The organism is Streptomyces sp. GQFP (assembly GCF_021545335.1).
In the GTDB taxonomy this organism is placed as follows: domain Bacteria; phylum Actinomycetota; class Actinomycetes; order Streptomycetales; family Streptomycetaceae; genus Streptomyces.
This window is the reverse complement of record NZ_CP089312.1, coordinates 5,249,429-5,269,712: the sequence shown is the minus strand read 5'-3', so window position 1 is coordinate 5,269,712 and position 20,284 is coordinate 5,249,429. Positions and strand designations below refer to the sequence as shown.

At 70.9% G+C, this 20,284-nt stretch carries 11 protein-coding genes, 2 tRNA genes and 1 pseudogene; 4 read left to right on the top strand and 10 right to left on the bottom strand.

Features of this window, described 5'->3' with window-relative positions; translation table 11 throughout:
- Positions 1 to 3: 3 nt before the first annotated feature.
- From LUX31_RS23315 to LUX31_RS23300, 4 genes are all read right to left on the bottom strand, one after another.
- Complete coding sequence (locus tag LUX31_RS23315; RefSeq protein ID WP_235476919.1) at positions 4 to 1,701, bottom strand: sensor histidine kinase; 1,698 nt, start codon at positions 1,699 to 1,701, stop codon at positions 4 to 6.
- A gap of 155 nt (positions 1,702 to 1,856) precedes the next feature.
- On the bottom strand, positions 1,857 to 2,594 hold the full coding sequence (locus LUX31_RS23310; RefSeq protein ID WP_235476918.1) for a response regulator transcription factor: 738 nt from the start codon (positions 2,592 to 2,594) through the stop codon (positions 1,857 to 1,859).
- A gap of 380 nt (positions 2,595 to 2,974) precedes the next feature.
- Entirely contained in the window at positions 2,975 to 3,883 is a 909-nt protein-coding gene (locus LUX31_RS23305; RefSeq protein WP_235476917.1) for a DUF2797 domain-containing protein, read from the bottom strand.
- A gap of 99 nt (positions 3,884 to 3,982) precedes the next feature.
- Positions 3,983 to 4,222 carry a hypothetical protein gene (locus LUX31_RS23300; protein ID WP_443045988.1) on the bottom strand — a complete coding sequence of 80 codons (240 nt, stop codon included), beginning with the start codon at positions 4,220 to 4,222 and terminating at the stop codon, positions 3,983 to 3,985.
- A 77-nt stretch (positions 4,223 to 4,299) separates the two neighbouring features.
- On the opposite strand from LUX31_RS23300, the pseudogene LUX31_RS23295 reads away from it, so the two are divergent.
- Positions 4,300 to 4,630: pseudogene (locus LUX31_RS23295) on the top strand (MarR family transcriptional regulator).
- Positions 4,631 to 4,669: 39 nt separating this feature from the next.
- Here the strand turns inward: LUX31_RS23295 and LUX31_RS23290 are convergent.
- From LUX31_RS23290 to LUX31_RS23280, 3 genes are all read right to left on the bottom strand, one after another.
- Positions 4,670 to 6,313 carry a CocE/NonD family hydrolase gene (locus LUX31_RS23290; RefSeq protein ID WP_235476916.1) on the bottom strand — a complete coding sequence of 548 codons (1,644 nt, stop codon included), beginning with the start codon at positions 6,311 to 6,313 and terminating at the stop codon, positions 4,670 to 4,672.
- A gap of 148 nt (positions 6,314 to 6,461) precedes the next feature.
- Positions 6,462 to 7,130, bottom strand: a complete 669-nt coding sequence (locus tag LUX31_RS23285; protein ID WP_235476915.1) for a class I SAM-dependent methyltransferase — start codon at positions 7,128 to 7,130, stop codon at positions 6,462 to 6,464.
- A 95-nt stretch (positions 7,131 to 7,225) separates the two neighbouring features.
- Positions 7,226 to 11,449: a pectinesterase family protein gene (locus LUX31_RS23280; protein ID WP_235476914.1), complete on the bottom strand. Its 4,224-nt coding sequence runs from the start codon at positions 11,447 to 11,449 to the stop codon at positions 7,226 to 7,228.
- A gap of 502 nt (positions 11,450 to 11,951) precedes the next feature.
- Between LUX31_RS23280 and LUX31_RS23275 the strand changes: the two genes are divergently transcribed.
- The gene (locus tag LUX31_RS23275) at positions 11,952 to 13,226 is read left to right on the top strand and encodes a glycosyltransferase (protein ID WP_235476913.1); all 1,275 of its coding nucleotides are present in this window, start codon (positions 11,952 to 11,954) and stop codon (positions 13,224 to 13,226) included.
- A gap of 71 nt (positions 13,227 to 13,297) precedes the next feature.
- Here the strand turns inward: LUX31_RS23275 and LUX31_RS23270 are convergent, their stop codons facing one another.
- The 3 genes from LUX31_RS23270 to LUX31_RS23255 form a co-directional block, all read right to left on the bottom strand.
- Entirely contained in the window at positions 13,298 to 13,969 is a 672-nt protein-coding gene (locus LUX31_RS23270) for a hypothetical protein (protein WP_235476912.1), read from the bottom strand.
- A gap of 364 nt (positions 13,970 to 14,333) precedes the next feature.
- A tRNA-Arg gene (locus LUX31_RS23260) sits at positions 14,334 to 14,406 on the bottom strand.
- A 195-nt stretch (positions 14,407 to 14,601) separates the two neighbouring features.
- Positions 14,602 to 14,692 (bottom strand) — tRNA-Ser (locus LUX31_RS23255).
- Positions 14,693 to 14,887: 195 nt separating this feature from the next.
- Between LUX31_RS23255 and LUX31_RS23250 the strand changes: the two genes are divergently transcribed.
- Both LUX31_RS23250 and LUX31_RS23245 read left to right on the top strand, forming a co-directional pair.
- Complete coding sequence (locus LUX31_RS23250) at positions 14,888 to 15,379, top strand: SSI family serine proteinase inhibitor (protein WP_235476911.1); 492 nt, start codon at positions 14,888 to 14,890, stop codon at positions 15,377 to 15,379.
- A gap of 257 nt (positions 15,380 to 15,636) precedes the next feature.
- Entirely contained in the window at positions 15,637 to 20,259 is a 4,623-nt protein-coding gene (locus LUX31_RS23245) for a PAS domain-containing protein (RefSeq protein ID WP_235476910.1), read from the top strand.
- Positions 20,260 to 20,284 lie beyond the last annotated feature (25 nt).

Genomic DNA, 20,284 nt, shown 5'->3' with positions numbered 1-20,284 from the left:
TCGTCAGGCCCCCTGTTCCACCCATGTGGTGGCACTGTGCTGTACCTGTGAGTCCGATTGCCAGCTTGTTTCGGGGGCAAGAGCTGGCAAATGCACCGTAAAGATGGTCTGTCCGGGCACACTGTCGACGGTCACGGCACCGCCGTGCGCGGTCGCGACGGCCTGCACGATGGCCAGCCCGAGGCCGGTCGAACCGGTGGTCCGGGAGCGCGCGGTGTCGCCTCGCGCGAACCTCTCGAACACATGCGGCAGCAGATCGGCGGGGATGCCCTGTCCGTCGTCCTGCACGTCCACGCACAGCCACGGCCCGCGCCGCTGCACGCGCGCGGTGACGGTCGTCCCGGGCGGTGTGTGCGTACGGGCGTTCGCCAGCAGGTTCACCAGGACCTGCTGGAGCCGGGCCGCGTCCGCCGACACCAGTGCGGGTTCGTCGGGCAGGTCGAGCCGCCAGTTGTGGTCGCGCCCTGCGGCACGCGCGTCGCTGATGGTGTCCACGACGAGGGGTACGAGGTCGGTCTGGTCGAACTGGAGCGGGCGGCCAGCGTCCAGGCGGGCGAGGAGCAGGAGGTCCTCGACGAGGAGGGTCATCCGCCCGGCCTCGGACTCGATCCGCCCGAGGGCGTGCCGGGTGTCGGGACCGGTCTCCTCACGTCCACGTCTGGTCAGCTCGGCGTATCCGCGGATCGAGGCCAGCGGCGTACGCAGCTCATGGCTGGCGTCCGCGACGAACTGGCGTACGCGCATCTCGCTCTGCTGGCGTGAGTGCAGGGCTCCGTGCACATGGTCGAGCATGCGGTTGAGGGCGGCGCCGACCTGGCCGACCTCGGTGTGCGGGTCGGTCTCGGACTCGGCGACCCGCTCGTTGAGGGTCACCTCGCCGGTGTGCAGGGGGAGTTCGGAGACGCGGGTGGCGGTCGAGGCGACCTTGCGGAGGGGGCGGAGGGCCACTCCGACGAGTACGGAGCCCGCGATACCGGCGGCCACGAGGCCCGCCGCGGTGACGCTGACCTCGACGAGGATCAGGGTGCTGATGGTCTGGGTGACGGAGTCGGTGGGCAGGGCGACGTAGAAGTTGCCGCGGCTGCCGGTGACGTACGTGACGCGGTACTCGCCGAGGTCGCCCAGGGTGACGGTGTGCAGGCCACCGCTTCGGGAGACGGCGGCCAGCTCGGACCGCTGCGCCGCGCTCAGCGCGACGGCCTCCATCTCGCTGCTGTCGGCCGAGGTCGAGCTCGACGCCGGCATCTCGGCGACGTACGCCTCGGTGACACCGCCGTTCGCGTCGACGGCCGCGGCGACGGTGTACTCCTGCGTCCCGCCCTTCTGCATGAACTCCGTGAGCCGTTCCTTGACGGTCTGGTTCGCGGCGCCCGTGGAGGTGGTGGCGTTGCCGGTGGAGGGCGCGGTGGAGGACGAGCCGTTGCCGCCCGGCTGCTGGCCGGGAGCCTCGGGGTTGCCGAGGTCACCGACCGGTCCCGTCCCGGCCGGCGGCCCGCCGGCCCGCTTGGCGGCCTCTTCGACCTGGGTGTCGAGCTGCGTGTAGAGGTGCTTCTCCAGCGCGATGGTCGTCACCGTACCCATCACGGCGCACACCACGGCGATCAGCGTGACCGCCGAGACCACCAGCCGCGTGCGCAACGTCCGCGGCTTGTTCTGCCGCTTCACCTTCCGCTGCCTGTGCGACTTCCTCTGACTGCTCACCGTGCTGCCCTCCTGCCGGGCTCGACTACGTCTTCCGGAGCGGCACCACCATTGACGCGCCCTACATTCTGACCGCGCGCCGTCCCGTACGCCGGGGATTCGACCGACCCGCGACTATGAGAGCGAACACATGCCCGCCCCACGCCGAGTACGGATCAGCCGGCGGGCTTGATCAGATACCCGGCACCGCGCCGGGTGTGGATCATCGGCTCGCGCCCGGCGTCTATCTTCCGTCGCAGGTAGGAGATGTACAGCTCGACGACGTTGGCCTGGCCGCCGAAGTCGTACGACCACACGCGGTCGAGGATCTGGGCCTTGCTGAGCACGCGCCGCGGGTTGCGCATCAGGAAGCGGAGCAGTTCGAACTCGGTCGCGGTGAGGTGGATGCCCTCTCCGGCACGGGACACCTCGTGGCTGTCCTCGTCGAGGGTGAGGTCACCGACGACCAGTACGGAGTCGGAGCGGCGGTCGGCGGCACCGGAGCGCCGGATCAGCCCGCGCAGCCGCGCTACCACCTCTTCGAGGCTGAAGGGCTTGGTGACGTAGTCGTCGCCGCCCGCGGTGAGGCCCGCGATCCGGTCCTCGACGGCGTCCTTCGCCGTCAGGAACAGCACGGGTACGTCGGGCAGCTCGCGCCGCAGCCGGCCGAGGACTGTGAGGCCGTCCATGTCGGGCAGCATCATGTCGAGTACGACGGCGTCGGGCCGGAACTCGCGCGCGGTCTGCACCGCACCCGTTCCGTCACCCGCGCTGCGGATCTGCCAGCCTTCGTAGCGGAGGGCCATGGACAGCAGCTCGGTGATCGACAGCTCGTCGTCCACCACAAGCACTCGGACGGGGCTCCCGTCCGGCCTCAGCAGTTCGGTGCGCCCCTGGGGCGAGGTCGTGGTCATAGCGGACACCTTGTCGGTGTCCTCTGAGAGCAAGCTTTCTGGAACCTGTGATTTTCCTGAGAAACTCACAGGCACCTCTCAGGGAACCTCTGGGAATCCGCCGCCCAAATGTCGCTTACGGCCCCGCCCGGCCAACCGCGACGGCCTCGACAATACCCGCCCTGACCTGCTCTTTCCCCGGCCACACAGACCACCGCCCCCATTGACGACAAGCCCCCGAGCCCACCAGAGGGCATCCTGTGCGTCTCCTGGGCGAACCTGATCCGACGTTGCGCATCCCACTTCCGTACGCCCGATTCGTCCCCTCCGACCTCCCCTTCTCACCTCATCCTCATACCGATGTCAGACCTTCCTCAGCTCGGTCCCCCCTTGAATCGGGCTCAGAACAACCCGTCCTGCACCCCAGCCGCCTCCCCCGCCCCCTTCGTCCCCTTGAACTCCCGTACAGGCACGGTGAGTCCGCCGCTCGCGACCGGCACCAGCTCCCACCCCGTCATCAGCCTCGTGTCCAGCACCACCACGCCCCGCCCGTCCTCAGCCGCGTCCCCGAGGTCGAGGTGCAGATCGGGCCCGGCCGCCGCCACCAGCTCGCCCCCGACGACACCCCCGGCCGCCAGCTCGCTCACCGCACCCACGGCCGGCGCCAACCCGGTCAGCCCGAACACCCCGACGTGGTCGACGACTTGGCAGGGCGCCCGCTCCAGGGACTCGGGCCAGGCCCCCAGCGCCACCGCACGGGCGTGCAGTTCCTCGACCTCGGCGGCCCGCTCCGCCACCGTCTCCGGCAGCGCGGCCCGCACCGCCCGCTTGTCGGCGTACGGAATCCGGTCCGGGACCCCCAGCGCGGCGCGCAGCAGCTCCTCCGTACGCCGGGCGGCCATCAACGGGCCGGACCCCAGCCAGCTGAAGGCGACCGCCCCCTGCTCAAGCAGCCGCGCCGAGCCCCGCTCCAGCGCCGTGATGCCGACCTTGGTCATGCCGGGCCCGAACCACGCCAGATATACGTGATAGGGGCGTGGATCGTCCGCGATCGTGTCGGCGGCGACCGAGTGCGCCCGGTCCAGCCGCGCGCACTCCTCGCACCGCGCCCCCGTACTCCGCCCCGACACCACCGCCCGTATCGGACAGGCGTTGCCCCGCGCTCCCACACATGTCCGTACGCCCCCTTCCGTGACCCCGAAGGCCACCCTCTTTCCCCACGTCAGCGCACTGTCGCGCCCACCGCCCCACCGCAGCACGGGACCGTCCGCCGACCATCGCAGCCCCGTGCATCTCCACGCCTGTGCCATCCCTTGCGAGAGTACGGGCTGCCACTGACAACGCCCCCTCGGCCAGCAAAAAGACCAGGTCAGACGGCCAGAGGCTCAGGGAGCCAGAGATTCAGGGATTCAGACGCGTTCCGGAACAGCCTCGGCTCCGGCGGTGACGGCCGTACCGCCCACCCGTCGCCCCCGCCCCGCCAGCCGGCACCCCACGCACCCCGGATGCCCGTCCCGCGCCGAGCGGTCCCGCTCCCGCATCCGCCACTCGCCCACCGACCGCACGCCCGGCGCCTTCCCCCACCCGGCGAGATGCAGCGCCCAGGTGACCAGCACGGCGACCACGCGTACCGCGATCCCGCCCGTCACCGCGAGGGCGTCCTGACGCGCAGGGCCCCCGACCCGTCCCGCCCGCCCGCCCGTCGCCTGCCCAGCTGCTCACGGCGATGGACCACACGATCGCGACGCATCTGCTCAGCCAGCAGGAGATGGCCCGGCGTCTCGGCCTGAACGTCACCGACCTCACCTGCTTCGCCTTCGTCCTGGAAGCGGGCGAGGACCTGCTCACCGCCGGTGACCTGGCCGAACGCGCACACGTCACCACGGGCGCGGTCACCGGCATCCTCAACCGCCTGGAACGCGCGGGCTACCTCACCCGCCTCGCCGGCCTCATCGCCGACTCCCCCCGCCGAAGTCGCCGTACTGGCCGACTGGTTCACGCGCCAGGGCGAACTGGCCCGCGCGTACATGGACGAGATCCGCGAGACGGACACATAGAAGGACGAACTGGACAGAAGGACGTATTGGAGGGACGGCTCACTCACTCCGCACCGGCAGCACGACCGCCGAAGCACGCCCACCTCCGTGATGAACCTCCTGGTCGGCGGCGAGCAGAACCGTGGCCGTGCCGTGCGGCTCGCCGGTCCCCGTGTTGCGCGCGAACCTCGGGAACGCCCCGCTGGACACCTGCACCCGGATGCGGTGTCCGCGCCGGAAGCGGTAGGCGGTGGGCCACAACGAGACGCGGACGAGGCGGAGTTCATCGGCGCCGGTGACACTGACCAGCCCGTCGCACACGTTGTACGACCGGCCGCGCGCGTCGACATCGCACACCCGAACGAACACATCGGCGTGCGCCAGGCTGGACCTGAACCAGATCTCCGCCCCGACCTCCCCGACGACCTCGACGTCCTCCTCCAACTCGGGTGTCGTGTACGTCAGTACATCGGCCCGCGCCTCCAACTCCCCGTTGGCGACCCGCCCGGCGCCCCGGCCCATCCGGACGCCGCCGACGGCGGGGGTGGGGTCGGCGGGGTCGTACCGATAGATGTCGTGCGCCGCCCGCTCACCCGGTTCGCCGCCGAGCACACCACCGGCTCCCAGGTGGAACCGCCGGGGCGCGTACCCGACCGGCGGCCAGGCACCGAAGTCCCGCCACTCACCGGCCTTTTCCCCTGCGCCGCCCATCACGAACAGCCGTACGGGTCCCCGCTCCGGAGGCGTCTCCCCGCGCGCGTGGGCGAGCCCGAACTCGACCGCCTCGCGGATCGGCGTGCCGTGCGGGGACAGATGGCCCCACGGCCCGACGGTGAGCCGGGCCGACCGCCCCGCCTCCTGCAGCGCCCGGAAGTCCCGCAACTGGCCCGGCAGAAAGATGTCGTACCAGCCCCCGATCGAACTGACCGGCACACTCACGCCCGTCACCCGATGCCGATGGTCGAGCTGGTCGTCCCAGTCGTCGGCGTCAGGACCATGACCGTTGGTGTCATGGGCGAAGATGCTCTGGAGGTAGTCGGAGCGGTGGCCGAGGGCTGCCAGGTCGGCGCCGCTCAGCGGAAGCGTGGCCAGGGCACGACGGTTGCGGGAGGCCTGGGCGATCTGGCGCAGCACGGCGAAGGGACGTTCCTGCCCGGCGACCATCACGCCCCACTCGAACGGCGTCTCCAGCGAGAACCCGTCCGTCCGCAGGAACTCCAGGGTCAGCGCCGACTCGGTCACCATCGGGATCATCGCCTTGACCTCGGGCGGCAGCGAATCGGCCACGGCCCACTGGGCGAACCCCATGTAACTGGCGCCGACCAGCACCACGGACCCCGCGCACCAGGGCTGCTTGACCACCCACTCCAGCGTCGAGAGCCCGTCCGCCCGCTCGTTCCGGAACGGCTCGAAGACCCCGCCCGAGCCGAAGGTCCCGCGTGCGCTCTGCACGACCACCTGGAACCCGCGTTCGGCCAACAGCCGTACGGAACCGCCCCCTTGGACCCCGCGCCGCCCGTACGGCGTCCGGATCAGCGCGACGGGCAGCCCGTCGTCCTCACGCCCCCGGGCCACCCATCGGTCCGCCAGCAGCTCGATGTCGTCGGCCATCGGGACGCGCAGATCCCGCTGGACGACGAGATCCCGGGTGAGGGGAGGTTCGAGCCCCAGCAGCCGCTGGAGAAGATGACTACGCAGGTTCATGGACGGCAGCCCCAGTCTCGGTCATGGGCCAACGGTGACACAGGAAGAGGGCGAAAACGGAGCAGAAGAAGGAGATGAAGGAGAAGGGAACGCCAGAAGGGAACGCCAGAAGGAAACCGCCATGAGAACGAGAAGCTGCGAGAAGGGATCAACTCCCCGTCGGCTTCCGCCACACCAACGTGTACCGCCAGAAGAGCCGCCGCCGCACCCGGCACCCGGGCAGCACCCGCCGCGCCTCCCGCACCACCTCGCCGAACCCCGTCTCCGCGACCCGCGTCCGCGCGGTCATGGCCACCGGCCGCGCCGCCCGCCGCCCCCGGTTCCTCACCCACGCCATGACGAGGTTCGCCAACACGGCGACAGCCCCCAGCAGATGATCGACGGGACTCTCGGCCCGCGCCAGCCCGACGACGACCAGCGTCCCGCCGGGCGCCAGTCGCCGCCGGAAGAGGGCGAGCGCGTCGGCGTACGGAAGGTGGTGGACGACGGCGACGCAGGTGATGACGTCGTACGGACCCTCCGGAAGCCCGGTCATCGCGTCCACGGCGGCGAAGGTGACCGGGGCGGCCGGCAAGGTGAGTTCGCGGGCCCGGTCGACGATCGCGGCGTCCGAGTCGACGCCGAGCACCGACGACGTACTCCGCGCGGCCAGCAGCCGCACCAGGTCGCCGCTGCCGCAGCCGACGTCCAGGGCGCGGCCGTACCGCCGGGGCAACTGCCGCAGGATCCACGGGTGGTAGTGGGCGTTGTGGTCCCATGGCCGGGCGGCGTGGAACCGCTCCAGTGCGCGCAGGACGGACGGCGGCAAGATCGGCACGCCGTCATCCTGCCGCGGACCGGCGATCCGGACAACGGCGCAGGGCCCCACCGCGAACGACGGAGCCCTGCGCCTGGATACCTGTATGGGATGGATCAACTGCCCTGCGGAGCCCACCCGTCCGTGCCGGTCAGGTAGGCGGAGACCGTGTAGGTGCCCTCGGTCTCGGCGGTCAGCTGGGGCCGGTCGGCGTTGGTCCCGCTGTTGTCGGCGCCCGCGCCGGTGTTCCCGTACTCGTTGAAGCGGGCGGCGGCCCAGGTCTGGCTGTCGCTCCAGTTCTTGTACGGGGCGCTGCCGACCTGCGCGGGCAGCGAGGTGTTCCGGATGACCTGCTGCCCGCTCGCGCTCCAGGGCCGGCCGAGGCTGAACTTGGCGGCGGTGTTGACCCCGTCGGTCACGATCTGGCTGTTGGCGATCAGGAACCCGTACGCCACCGCGGAGTTGGTCTGCGGCGCGGAGAGGATCGGGGTGCTGGTCCGGGAGGTCAGCGCCTTGATGACGGAGTTGTCGATCACCGTCGTACCGTGACCGCAGATGAAGTCGACGTCACCCTCGATGTAGGAGTCGGTGAAGTACTGCCGGCTCAGGGCGCCGCCGTAGCTGAGCTGCTTGGTGTAGAGGGTGTCCTGGTTGGCGAGCAGCCGGACGTTGTCGTAGACCTGCCGGTCGCCCTGGGCGAGCAGCGCGACGGCCTGGCCCTTGTAGGCGGTCATGAGGTCGGGGTTGGCGGCCTCGTCGAAGTCGTTGGAGATCGTCAGGTTCTCGAAGCGCGTGTTGCTGCTCTGGTTGGCGAAGGTGGCGCTGCCGTCGGTGCCGTACGCGGAACCGGTGCTCGGGTTGGTGAGGCCCGCCGCGTTGTTGTAGACGATCGTCGTGTCGGACGCGTCGCCGCTCGTACCGATGAGCTGCACGTACGGCTTGTTCTTCAGCGTGACCGTCTCCCGGTAGGTGCCGGGCCGGACCGCGATGACGAACGGGTTGGCCGCCGTACCGCCGGAGGTAGTCGCCGCGACGGCCGCCGAGACGGTGGTGTGGTTCCCGGTGCCGTCGGCCGCGACCACCACGTCGGTACCGACGGGCAGTTCGGAGCCGCTGACCTCGCCGGAGACCCCGGAGACCTGCCCGGCGGCGTCCACGGCGACGACCGCGTAGTGGTACGTCGTCCCGAAGTCCGCCGAGGTGTCGCTGTACGAGGTCGAGGTGACGCCCGTGGCGACCAGGTTGTCCTCGGTCGCGGTGACCCCCGCGGAGGTCGACCGGTAGACCCGGTAACCGGCCAGGTCGCCGTCGGCGGGCGCGGTCCAGGCCAGGTCGATCCGCCCGGCGGCGCCGGTCGCGGTGAGCCCGGTCGGGACGCCCGGAGCCTCGTCCACGACGGGCACCGGAACGGTCGCGGTGGCCGAGACCGAGTCGCCGGAGAGGTTGCCGGAGGTGTCCATGGCGACGACCCAGTAGGTGTACGCGCTGCCCTGGACGGCCGTGGAGTCGGTGTACGAGGTGCCGCTGAGGGGAGCCTGACCGCTGATCACCCGGGTGTCGCCGTCGGGCGCCCGCCGGTACACCTGGTACCCGGCGACATCGCTGTCCGTCGCGGCGGTCCACGCGAGGTCGATCCCGGTGGCGGTGGCCGCGGCCGTCAGGCCGGTCGGCGCGTCCGGGACGACGAAGTCCTCGGCGGCCAGCGTGCCCGTCGGGTCCCAGTTGTCCGTGCCCCGCAGGAAACGCGCGGCCGTGTTCTTCCGGGCCTCGATGTCGCTCAGCTGCGGCCGGTCGGCGTTCGTCCCGCTGTTGTCGGCGCCGACGCCGGTGTTCTGGTACTCCGCATAACGCGCGGTCTTCCAACTGTGGCTGGCGTCCCAGTCCTTCCACGCCGAGGTGGGAGTCCTCGGGATGGAGGTGTCGCGGACGATCACCTGGGGCTGGTAGTCGCTGGAGTACTGCGGCCAGGGACGGCCCAGGTAGTACGAGGTGACACCGGCGTCGAGCGTGATGTCGCTGTCGGTGATCAGGAAGCCGTGGTTCGAACTCGCCTTGGTGCTGGCGGCGGTGATCGAGCCGCCGTTCTTGCCCCGGCTGCTGGTGTAGTGGATCTCGTCGTTCTGGAAGACGGCGGTACCGGCGCCGTAGAGCCAGTCGGTGTCGCCCTCCAGGTAGCTGTTGCGGATCAGCACCCGGCTGTCGGGCTCGCGGATGTAGACGGTGTCCTGGTTGCCCAGCAGCCGCACGTTGTCGTAGACCTGCCGGTCACCGGTGGTCCGCAGCGCGACGGCCTGGTTGTTGCTGCTGGTCGCGTCCTCGACGTACTCGTTGGCGATGGTGAGGTTCTTGACCGTCAGATCGGAGGCGTCGGCGTAGACGGTCGCCGACGACTCCATCGTGACTGCGGTGCTGCCGTCGCTCACACCTCGCGCCTGAGTGATGACGGTGTCGGCCGCATCGCCCGTCCCGCCCACGATGACGAGATGCGTCTTGCCTTCGGCGACGACCACGGACCCGGTGTACGTCCCCGGCTTGACCAGGATGGTCACATCCGCCGTCGCCCCCGAGGGAGCCGCGTTGAGCGCCGCCTGGATGGTGGAGTACCCACCCTTTCCGACGACGAGATCGGCGGCGAAGTACAGGGTCGTGGCCCCGGCCGACCCGCTGCTCACGGACTCGTTGCCGGCGGCGTCGTACGCCGTGACCGCGTAGTAGTAGGTCACCGCGTCGGCGTCGAAGTCCGTGTCGGTGTACGAGGTGGTGGTCTGCCCGGCGGCGACGAGGTTCGCGCCGGTGAGCGCCACGTCCGGGCTGGTGGACCGGTAGATCCGGTACCTGAGGCCCGCCTCGGTGACCGGCGCGGTCCAGCTCAGCTTGATCTCACGGTCCCCGCCGACGGCGGTGAGACCGCTGGGCGCGTCCGGGGCGGTGGTGTCGGGCGGGGTGAGCGCGGTACCGGAGACGGTCGCGGCGACCGAGCGGTTCCCGGCGGCATCGAGGGCGTACACCTTGTAGTGGGTCGCGGAGTCATAGGGCGCCGAGATGTCCAGGTACCAGCCCTCGTCGGTCGACACGCGCTTCTGGTACGTCCCGTCGGCGAAGTCCGACGACCACACCTCGTAGGCCACCGTGTCGGGGTAGTCGCCGGCGGTCCAGGTCAGCTCGACGCTGCCGAGCATGCCGGTCGCGGTGAGGTTGGCGGGGGCGGCGGGCGCGGTGGTGTCGGGCCGGGTACCGGAGACGTAGGCGCTGCGGGCGCCCTCGTTCCCGGCGGCGTCGAGCGCGGCGACGGCGTAGTAGTAGGTGGCCTTCTCGGCGGCGGAGGCGTCGTTGTAACTGGCCGCCGTGGTGTCGGCGAGCTTGGTGACACCGGCGCCGGTGGCCGAGGTGGCGCGGTACACGCGGTACTTGACGGTGTCGGCGGTGGGCTTGCCCCAGGCGACGGTGTTGCCGGTGCCGCTCCCGGTCACGGTGACGTTCGTGGGCGCGGTGGGTGCGGTGACGTCCTTGGACGTCACATTGACAACGGACGAACCGCCCGACACGTTCCCCGACTTGTCGACGGCGACGAGACGGTAGTAGTAACGGGCGCCAGTGGCGGCGGGCTTGTCGTTGTACGAGGTGGCGGTGACGAGCTTGCTGCCACTGATGAGGTTGGCGGGAACGACCGGCACGTTCGAACTGGTGGACCGGTAGACCCGGTACCCGGCGAGATCGGCCTCGGGGCTCTTGGTCCAGGTCAGCTTGGCGGTCGGATACGCGTACGAGGCTTTCACGCCCACCGGAGCGTTGGGCTTGACCTTGTCCTTGGCGGCGGGCGTCACCTTGACCGAGACGTTGGCGGAACCCCGGCCTGCGAAGTAGTCGACGCGCAGGGTGTGGCGCCCCTTGGAGAAGGTGTGCGCGACGGTCTTCGTCTGGGTCCGCGTGACGTCCTTCCAGGTGTCGAGGATCTTCTTGCCGTCGACGTATATCCGTACGCCGTCCTGGCTGGCGGCGGTCACGCTGAACGGCCCGCCGCCGCCGAAGTCCCGTACCTGGGTCCAGCGAACGGAGAAGTTGTCCTTGGCGAGCCCGGAGACGGCGGGACGCCCGGCCCCCCAGTTCTCGCTGATGGCGGCATCACAGACGGTCTTCTTCGCCGCACCGGCCAACCGGGCATTGGCGAAGAACTGCTCGGTCCACGTACCGGTGGCACAGGAGACGGCCGCCTGCGCGGTGACGGCCGGAATCACGACGAGTCCACCGACGGTGACCGCGGTGGCGAGAGAGACGGCGATGGCCTGAACTCGCTTGCGGGACACGGGTGCGGCGCGGTCTGGCAACTGCGGCAACTGCATGGAGGGCTCTCGACCCTTTCTGGATTACCCGGTCGCGGCGCGTCCCGTGGGGGAGGCCGAGCGCGCTACCTGGGAGAACGTAAGTGGGCGGGAACGCACATACGAAGAAGCGCAGACACGTTCGACCGCTTCAGGGATCTTCACACCCTCCCGCCCCAAAGTTCACATCTCAACCATCAGGTGTTATAGAAGTGATACATCGCCAGTACCGGTACTTGAGCGGCCAGTTCGGTGGATGTCGCCCAACGGAATCCTTGATGGCGCATTCGAGTGGTCCGTACGCCTCGATCGCCTGCCGAGGGACTGAGCCGCCAGGACGGACTCGTAACGTCGACGGAAAGGAGCGGAAAAGAACCGTGCGGACAAGGTACGGCAGGAGTTCCGTCGCGCCGCCGCGACCGGCCCCTCGCCGCATTCTCAACTGCCGGGCATTCTCAACTGCCGGCCGAATTCCGGGATTCCATAAGCCCCGATCGACATCGAGCCAAACAGGGAGCATTAGATGACGTCGACCGCCACCCCGAGATTCTCCGTCTTCACCCCGAGCCATCGGGCCCGTTTTCTCGATGACTGCCTGGCGACCCTCCAAGCACAGACCTGTACGGACTGGGAGTGGATCGTCCTGCTCAACAACGGCACCCGGTGGCGACCCGAACGCCCCGACGAGAGGGTCCGGGTGGAGATCGCGGACGACGTCGTCGGCGTCGGAGCGGCCAAGCGCAGGGCGTGCGAACTGGCGCGCGGCGAGATCCTCGTGGAACTCGACCACGACGACCTGCTGGCGAAGGCGTGCCTGGCGGAGCTCGGCAAGGCGTTCGACTCACACCCCGAGGTCGTCTTCGTCTACAGCAACACCGCGCAGATCACCGAGGACGGCAAGCGGGACGACAGCCGCTTCAACGAGGAACACGGCTGGCACTACGAGGAGGTGCGCGTCGACGGCCGCAAACTGCTTCAGGTCAGGTCGATGGCCCCGACCCCGCACAACGTCTCCTACATCTGGTACGCGCCCAACCACGTGCGGGCGTTCCGCAAGGAGGCCTACGTGAAGGCGGGAGGCTACGACGCCGCCCGTACGGTCCTGGACGACCAGGACCTGATGTGCCGCCTGTTCCACCTCGGCGACTTCCATCACATCCCGCGCTGTCTGTACCTCCAGCGGATGCATCCCGCGAACACGCAGAGCGACCCGGAGATCAACGCGCACATCCAGCGCGAGACGGTCGCCCTGTACGACAAGTACATCGAGGCCAACGCCCTTGCCTGGACGTACCGGAGGGGACTGATCGCGCTGGACCTCGGCGCGGCCCGTCGCAAGCCGCCCGGATACGTGGGCGTGGACAAGCATCCGGGCGAAGGTGTCGACATCGTCGCGACCCTGCCTGGCACCCTGGACCTGGCCGACGACTCCGTCGGCCTGGTGCGGGCCGTGAACTTCCTCGAGCACGTGCCCGCGAAGGTGCCGCTGATCAACGAGCTGTACCGGCTGCTGGCACCAGGTGGCATGCTCCTCACCACGACACCCAGCTCCGACGGCCGCGGCGCGTACCAGGACCCGAGTCACGTGGCGTACTACAACGAGAACTCGTTCTGGTACTACACCGACGACCAGTACCGCGCCGTCGTCCCCGAGATCGAGGCCCGGTTCCAGAGTTCGCGGCTGGCCACCTACTTCCCGTCGGAGTGGCACTCCGAGAAGAACATCTCGTACGTGGTCGCCAACCTCATCGCGATGAAGGAGGGCGCCGCACGGTGCGGCGGACCACTGCTGGTGTAGCCCCGAACACCCGGGCGTACTCATGCGGATGGTGCCCACGAGGCCGAAGCCTCAAGGGCACCCTCCACGAGTTACGGCGTCAGATCAGCGCAGATCACGTAGGCGGTGATGTTGTTCGCGTTGTTGGCCGTAGTGGTGGCCTGCCACCCTGTGGGAGGCGTGGTGGCGGTACCACCGGTCGGAAAGTTCTCCCTGAGGTTGCCGTTCGAGAGCGTGACTCCGCCGCCGGTGGCGACATCGCCGGTAGCGCAGGAGACGGACACCGTTCGCGTACCGGTGGCGGTTACGACGTACGAGCTACCGCCCGTGCCCGGCGCGCCTTGGGCTCCCTGTGCGCCCTGTGCACCTTGCGCGCCTTGGGGCCCCTGCGGCCCCGGCCTGCCGGGCCTGCCGTGCTTGCCCGGCTTCCCCGGCTTGCCCTGCTTGCCCTCAGGGCCACGGGGTCCCTGCGGGCCACGCGGGCCGTGGGGGCGGTCCTTCCGGTCAGCGACGGACTTCGTGGCGCTGTCCGGATGCACCGTCGCCCGGCCCTCGGCGCCGGCCCTGCGGATCGCGTCGGCGATGGCCGCCGAGCGCACGTCGTTCGCGCCCGGCCGGGTCACAGAGCTGTCGGCACCAGGCCTCTGCATCGCGTCGGCGACGGCTGCCGTGCTCGGCACCACACCAAGGGCCACGGCGACCGCCCCCGCCGACACCAAGGTGGCGGACTTCAGACGCGAGACTCGGATCGTTCTTCGGTTCACGAGAATCTTCCTTACGGTTGGGAGGGATCCGGAAACAAGCACGCTCTGAGCACGCCTAGTTCCTCTGTCACCTCACCTCGGCCACAGACGACGCCATTCTTCATTCTTTATAAAGAACCACTAATAACCGACTCACCTAATAGCAAAGGATCACCCGAGCGGCGCCAAGACTGGACCTGCAATCCGTGAGGGAAAGGAGGAAGTCGCGCAGTCGCTCGCCGTGGAACGGGACGCGGCGCTGCTCGTCGGACAGGATCCGTCCCGCCACGTCCGAAGTGAGCGGGTCGGGGGTGCCGTCACGCAGGGCGCGGTCCTCAAAAGCCAGAGGCCCCGTGGAGTGATCCACGGGGCCTCTGGCTTGCTGTGCACTCGGCAGGATTCGAACCTGCAACCTTCTGATCCGTAGTCAGATGCTCTATCCGTTAAGCTACGAGTGCTTGTGTGTTCTGTTGTGTTCGCTCTTCCTTGCGGGCTTTTCGGCCCGGTCGGCGTTGCGGGAACAACATTACATGACTGGCGGCGTGAGGTGAAATCCATTGGCCGCACCCTGCCTGACCTGCGGAAACAGCCCGGAACGGCCCGGGAACCGCCGAAGCCCCGGTCGGTCGCGACCAGGGCTTCGGGATCAGGTGCGGAGGCGGAGGGATTTGAACCCTCGATGGGATGTAAGTCCCAAACCGCATTAGCAGTGCGGCGCCATAGACCGGACTAGGCGACGCCTCCAGCACAACCTCCCGCGCGAGCGCGAGTGGTGCGTGCAGATGATGACACAGACGAGCGCGGTGTCACCAATCGCCTCCCACGGTACTAGGCAGGCCGGGCGCAGGGCAAAGCCGTTGTGCGTGCCGCACCCGCTGCCCAGCGGCGTACCGACTACGGCCCGCGCAACGTCCTCCGGCGTCACGCGTTAGTCAGGTCATGTTCAAGGTCATCCCGCTCCACCGCGTCCTCTTCGCCACCACCGCCGGCATCTCCCTCGCCGCCGCCTCCTTCTCCGCCTCGCCCACCGCCGCACACGCCGACGCCGTACCCCAGACCCGCCCGCTCTCCCCCTTCGCACCCCACGTCCCCACGGCGGCGCGTGCCGCCGACCACCTCACCGTCACCGTCCGCGGCACCGGCGGACGCGATGACGGGCGGTTCGAGCTGGAGTGTCATCCCGGGAGCGGGAGTCACCCCGACGTCGAGGGGGCCTGCGGGTCGCTCGACCGGGGAGCGAGGTGGGGGAAGGACCCGTTCGCCCCCGTACCCCCCGACAGCATCTGCACGATGATGTACGGGGGGCCGGCGACCGCCCATGTGACCGGGACCTGGGCCGGGCGTCCCGTCGACGCCACGTTCGACCGCAGCAACGGATGCCAGACCGCCCGCTGGGACCGGCTCGTACCGCTGCTCCCCGATCTTCGATAGGGCGTTCGGCAGACCGCCCGGGGTTCGGCGGAGTCCACCGCACGTCCTCACACCACAGTCACAGGCGTCCCGTACCGCATTAGTGGTGTGAAGTGCACCGTCACCGGGTCTCTGTCACTTCGTCGTGCGACCTCCCTCTCATCCGGCGTCGCGAGCGCAACCACTGCCCTTAGACTCCCTCGCGTGACACGTTGCGGGCCGGTTGGCAAGATGGCGCCCGCGGTCGGCAAGGTGCGGTAACAGGGAGGAAGCGTCTCGTGAGCAGCAGGCCATCCCGAGGCGCTGCTCGCCTCGCAGCCATACTCGACGCGCTGCCCGATGCGTTGGTACTGGTCAACGCCAATGGGACCGTCGTCAACGCCAATACGATCGCCCTCGCGGCCTTCGAGGCACCGGGCACCGCTCTCGTCGGGCGCGGGCTGCTCGATCTGCTGCCGCAGTTCGACTCGCGGCTGATCCCCGGCACCATGCGACGCCCCGATTCCATGGACCCGCACGGCCAGACCAAGCCGACCCGGATGATCGCCCGGCGGACGGACGGGAGCGAGTTCCCCGTCGAGGTCACCAGTGCGAATCTTGAGAACGGCCAGCAGGCGTACGACAGCTACGGCTACGCCAATGACGAGCTGCTCATGCTCGTCGTACGCGATCTGTCCGGCACCGTCGACACCGAGGCCGAACTCGCGCGTTCGCAACGTCAGACCGAGATGATCCTGCGCGCGGCGGCGGAGGGCGTTGTCGGGACCGACACCGAGGGGCGAGTCGTCCTCGTCAATCCGGCCGCCGCTCAGATACTCGGTTACCGGGCCAGCGACCTCGGCGGGCGCGAGCTGCACACCCTGATCCTGCACTCGCGCGCCGACGGCGAGCCCTTCCCGTACGGCGAGTCGCCGCTCGCCGACACCCTGCGGTCCGGGCGCAAGCACCGGGTGCGCGGACAGGTGCTGTGGTCCAAGAGCGGGGACAAGGTCGCCGTCGACCTCACGACCGCGCCCGTCCGGGACGGCGACCAGCTCGTCGGCGCCGTGATGACCTTCACCGACCGGCGTCCGTACGACTCCCTCGCCGAGGAGAAGGACGCCGCCGACAAGCTGCACGCGGAGGAACTGGAGCGGGTCGCCGAGGAGCACGCCTCCGAACTCACCGCCCTGCGCCAGCAGCACGTCACCGAGATCGAGCAGCTGCGCGAGGAGCACGAGGAGGAACTCGCCGCAGGCGAGGACCGGTACGCGGCACTCGCGGAGCGCGAGAAGGACCGGTACGAGGCGCTGGCCGGCCGCCAGGAGCAGCTGCTCGTGCTGCTCGGGCGTTCGCTGCGCGGGCCCCTCGACGAGCTGCGCCGCGAACTGGCCGCCCTCGCCGCCGACGACGCCGGTCAGCTGTGGCCCGAGGCCAACCAGGTGCTGCACCATCTGTCGGCCGGTTACTCGCGCATCACGACATTGGTCGACAACGTCCTCTCCTACCAGCGCCTCGACACGGGCACCGACTCCGTCACCCGTACGAAGGTGATGCTCGACGCGGTCGTCGCCGCCGGTGTCGACGGTGCCGTCGAACTGATCGGTCCGGGGCGCGTCCAGTTCGCCGTGCACGCGCCGCCCATCGAGGCCGAGGTCGACCCGCAGCGCCTCGCCACGGCCCTCGCGCATCTCGTCGCGGACGTCGCCGGCGTCGACGCGACCGGCAACTCGCCCGCCTCGGCGGGGGGTTACATGGACAACACCGTTGTTGTCGCTGCCGCGCAGCGCGGTGAGGTCGTACGGATCGAGGTGCGCGGGCCGTACGCCGGGGGAGACCCGGTGCACGAGCCGATCGTGCGCGGGATCGTGCGCGCCCACGGCGGAGTGCTCCAGACGCACGAGGTGCCGGGTATGAGCGGCAGCGCGTACGTCCTCGAAGTGCCCCTCGGGGGTGGGGCGGGCGCGGTGGTGGCCGAGGTCGCGGACCCGGCCGTCGGCGCCGAACTCGCCGTGCACGGGCAGGCCGAGGGCGACAACGGCAACACCAGCAGTGGTGTCAGCGGGCGGCGGCGGGCCCGGCGGTCCTCCGTGGACGCCTTCCTTGAGGGTGACGGCCCGGAGAGCGCGCCCGAAGGCGAGGCCGACGCCGAGTCTGGTGACTCAGGTGTCTCCGGTGACTCAGGTGTCTCCGGGAACGAGGTGGTCGCGCCCACCGGGCGGCGCCGGAGGCGTGCGGCCGAGGAGGCCGCCGTCGCGTCCTCGGCCGCACGCCAGGCCCCGCCCTCGGGCGACGGGGACGGCGGTACCGGGCGTCGGCGTGGCCGGCCCAGCCCTGTCGAGGGCGCGGGCGTGAGTGAGCAGGACAGCGTCTCCGAAGGCGCCGTCGGGGCCGTCGTCATGGCGGGCGAGCACGGCGCGGGCACCGCTGCCGTGGGCACCGGCCTGGGCGGGACGGTACCGCCGCAGGGCGTACCGGGCGCTCCGGCTCGGCGGGCCGGGGGCGAGCAGCACGCGTTGCCGCCCGCCCTGCCCGCCGCTCCTGCGCAGGGCGCCGACGAGAGTGCGGGCGGGCAGCCCACCGGGCGTCGGCGCCGGGCCCTGGCGGCGGCCGCCGAGCGCGGTGCCGCCCAGGAGGCGGGCCCCCGTCCGGTGTTCGCCCTGCCCCCGGCCGAGGCCGACCGGACGGACCAGGCCGCGCCCGAGGCGCCCGCCGGGCCGGTCGGCGACCGCTTCGACGACGGTGGCCGTCATGACGGGCTCACCCACGACCCCGACGACGACCACACCCCGCCCCAGCCGCACCCGACGTCCACCCCGACCGGCCGCCGCCGGGCCCGACCGACCCCGGACCAGCCGGGGGCGGTACCGCCGGGCGGGATTCCCGGGCAGGGGACGCCCGTACCGGCTCCCGGGCGGGCGGCTCCCGTACCGGCAACGGCCGCCCAGGCCGCCGCCGTCGGCCCGGAGCAGGGCGGCGTACCGGGCCAGGGGCAGTCCATGCCCGGCCAGCCGCCCTTCCCTGGACAGCAGATGCCCGGGCAGCCCGTGCCGGGGCAGCCCGTGCCGGGGCAGCCCGTCCCCGCCGCACAGGTCGCACAGGTCGCGCAGGCCATGTCAGGACAGGCGGTGCCCGCACAGGGGCTTCCCGCGCAAGGACTCCCCGCGCAGGCGCTCCCCGGCCAGCCTGCCCTCGGCCAGCAGCCGGTCGCACAAGCCGCCCCGGGCCAGCCCCTCCCCAACCAACCCCTTCCCGGTCAGCCCGTCCCCGCACAGGGCGTCCAGGGCCAGCAGGTTCCCCAACAGGCCCCGCAGCAGGCCGCGCAGGCCGTTGCCCAGCAGGTCCCGGCGCAGGGTACGGCGCCCCAGCCCGCCCTCGCCCAGGGGCAGGCCCCCGGTCAGGCGATCCCGGCCCAGGCCGCCGCGCCCGCCAGCCAGCCGCAGCCCCAGCCCTGGCCCTCGGCCGACGACGAAACCCCGGACGCCGGCACCGCCGTACCGCCGAACACGGCCGCCGCTCCTGCTCCCGCCCCTCAGGCGGCAGCCGCCCCGCTCCCTCCGGAGCGTGCCGTGCAGCCCCGGCCGCCCGGGCAGGCGCTGCCCGCCGAGGCCGCCGCCGCGCCGGTCGACCCGAACTCGACGCAGGGGCGGGCGTTCAGTGTGCGGACGCTCGGGCAGGGGGTCGCGTTCAGTCGGGCGGCGGCGCAGATGCAGACGTCCGGCCAGCCTCAGCCCGCCACGCCCCCGCACGGCACCAACGGCTCGAACGGCTCCGGTCGCCGCCGCAAGCTCGGTACCCGCCCCGAGCCCGCCGCCGGCCAGCCGGAGACGACGGCCAGGCAGCACCCGCAGAGCAACCAGGCCACCCCCGCCACACCTCCGGCCGCTCAGGCCGCCCCCGCCGCACCGGCTCCGGCCCAGCCCTCCCTGGCCGGCCAGGCGTCCCTGCCGGGTCAGCCGTCCCTCGCCGGGCAAGTACCGGCCGCCCAGGCGCCGTCGCCCACACAGCCCTCGCTCGCCGGGCAGACACAGCTCGCCCCGGGCAATCCACGGCTGCCCGGGTTCACCGACGGGGCCGGGCGCTCGTACGCCATAGGGGCACCGGACGAGAACGCCGCCGAGGGGCCCGAGCCGCTCGACGGGCCCGGCGGAGCAGTCGAGGTCTCCGACCAGCCGCAGCCCCGCCCGATGGACGACGAGCTGCCGCCGGAGCCGCTGGACAACCCGCGCCGGCTGCTGGTGTGGCCCGCGCCTGACGTCACCACGCAGCAGGCGCTCAGCGACCGTGGGTACCGGCCCGTCATCGTGCACTCGCGCGAGGAGGTCAACGCGCAGATCGCGGCCTTCCCGGCGGCACTGTTCGTCGATCCGCTGACCGGGCCGATCACCCGGACCGCCCTCCAGTCGCTGCGCCAGGCCGCCGTCGCAGCCGAGGTTCCGGTGCTGGTCACGGCGGGACTCGGGCAGGCGACGCGCGAGGCGGCGTACGGCGCCGACCCGGCCGTACTCCTGAAGGCGCTCGCCCCGCGTGACAGTGAGCAGCATCCGCCTCGGGTGCTGCTGATCGAGGAGCACGCGGAGATCGCGCTGGCGCTGACGGCGACGCTGGAGCGGCGCGGGATGCAGGTCGCGCGGGCCGCGAGCGACGCGGACGCGGTCACGCTGGCCTCGCAGCTGCGGCCGAACCTGGTGGTCATGGACCTGCTTCAGGTACGGCGGCGCAGGTCCGGGATCGTGGACTGGCTGCGCGCGAACGGGCAGTTGAACCGCACCCCGCTGGTCGTCTACACGGCCGCCGTCGACCAGGCCGACCTGCCGAGGCTCGCCTCGGGCGAGACGGTGCTGTTCCTCGCCGAACGGTCCACCAGCACCGAGGTGCAGGGCCGGATCGTCGATCTGCTCGCCCGTATCGGCACCAACTAGCACATACCACTCATGGACTTGGGGC

Excerpts from the sequence above, each read along its gene's own strand:
- LUX31_RS23305 (WP_235476917.1), bottom strand. The coding sequence starts at position 3,883 with ATGGCACAGGCGTGGAGATGCACGGGGCTGCGATGGTCGGCGGACGGT.
- LUX31_RS23310 (WP_235476918.1), bottom strand. The coding sequence starts at position 2,594 with ATGACCACGACCTCGCCCCAGGGGCGCACCGAACTGCTGAGGCCGGAC.
- LUX31_RS23290 (WP_235476916.1), bottom strand. The coding sequence starts at position 6,313 with ATGAACCTGCGTAGTCATCTTCTCCAGCGGCTGCTGGGGCTCGAACCT.
- LUX31_RS23275 (WP_235476913.1), top strand. The coding sequence starts at position 11,952 with ATGACGTCGACCGCCACCCCGAGATTCTCCGTCTTCACCCCGAGCCAT.
- LUX31_RS23280 (WP_235476914.1), bottom strand. The coding sequence starts at position 11,449 with ATGCAGTTGCCGCAGTTGCCAGACCGCGCCGCACCCGTGTCCCGCAAG.
- LUX31_RS23250 (WP_235476911.1), top strand. The coding sequence starts at position 14,888 with ATGTTCAAGGTCATCCCGCTCCACCGCGTCCTCTTCGCCACCACCGCC.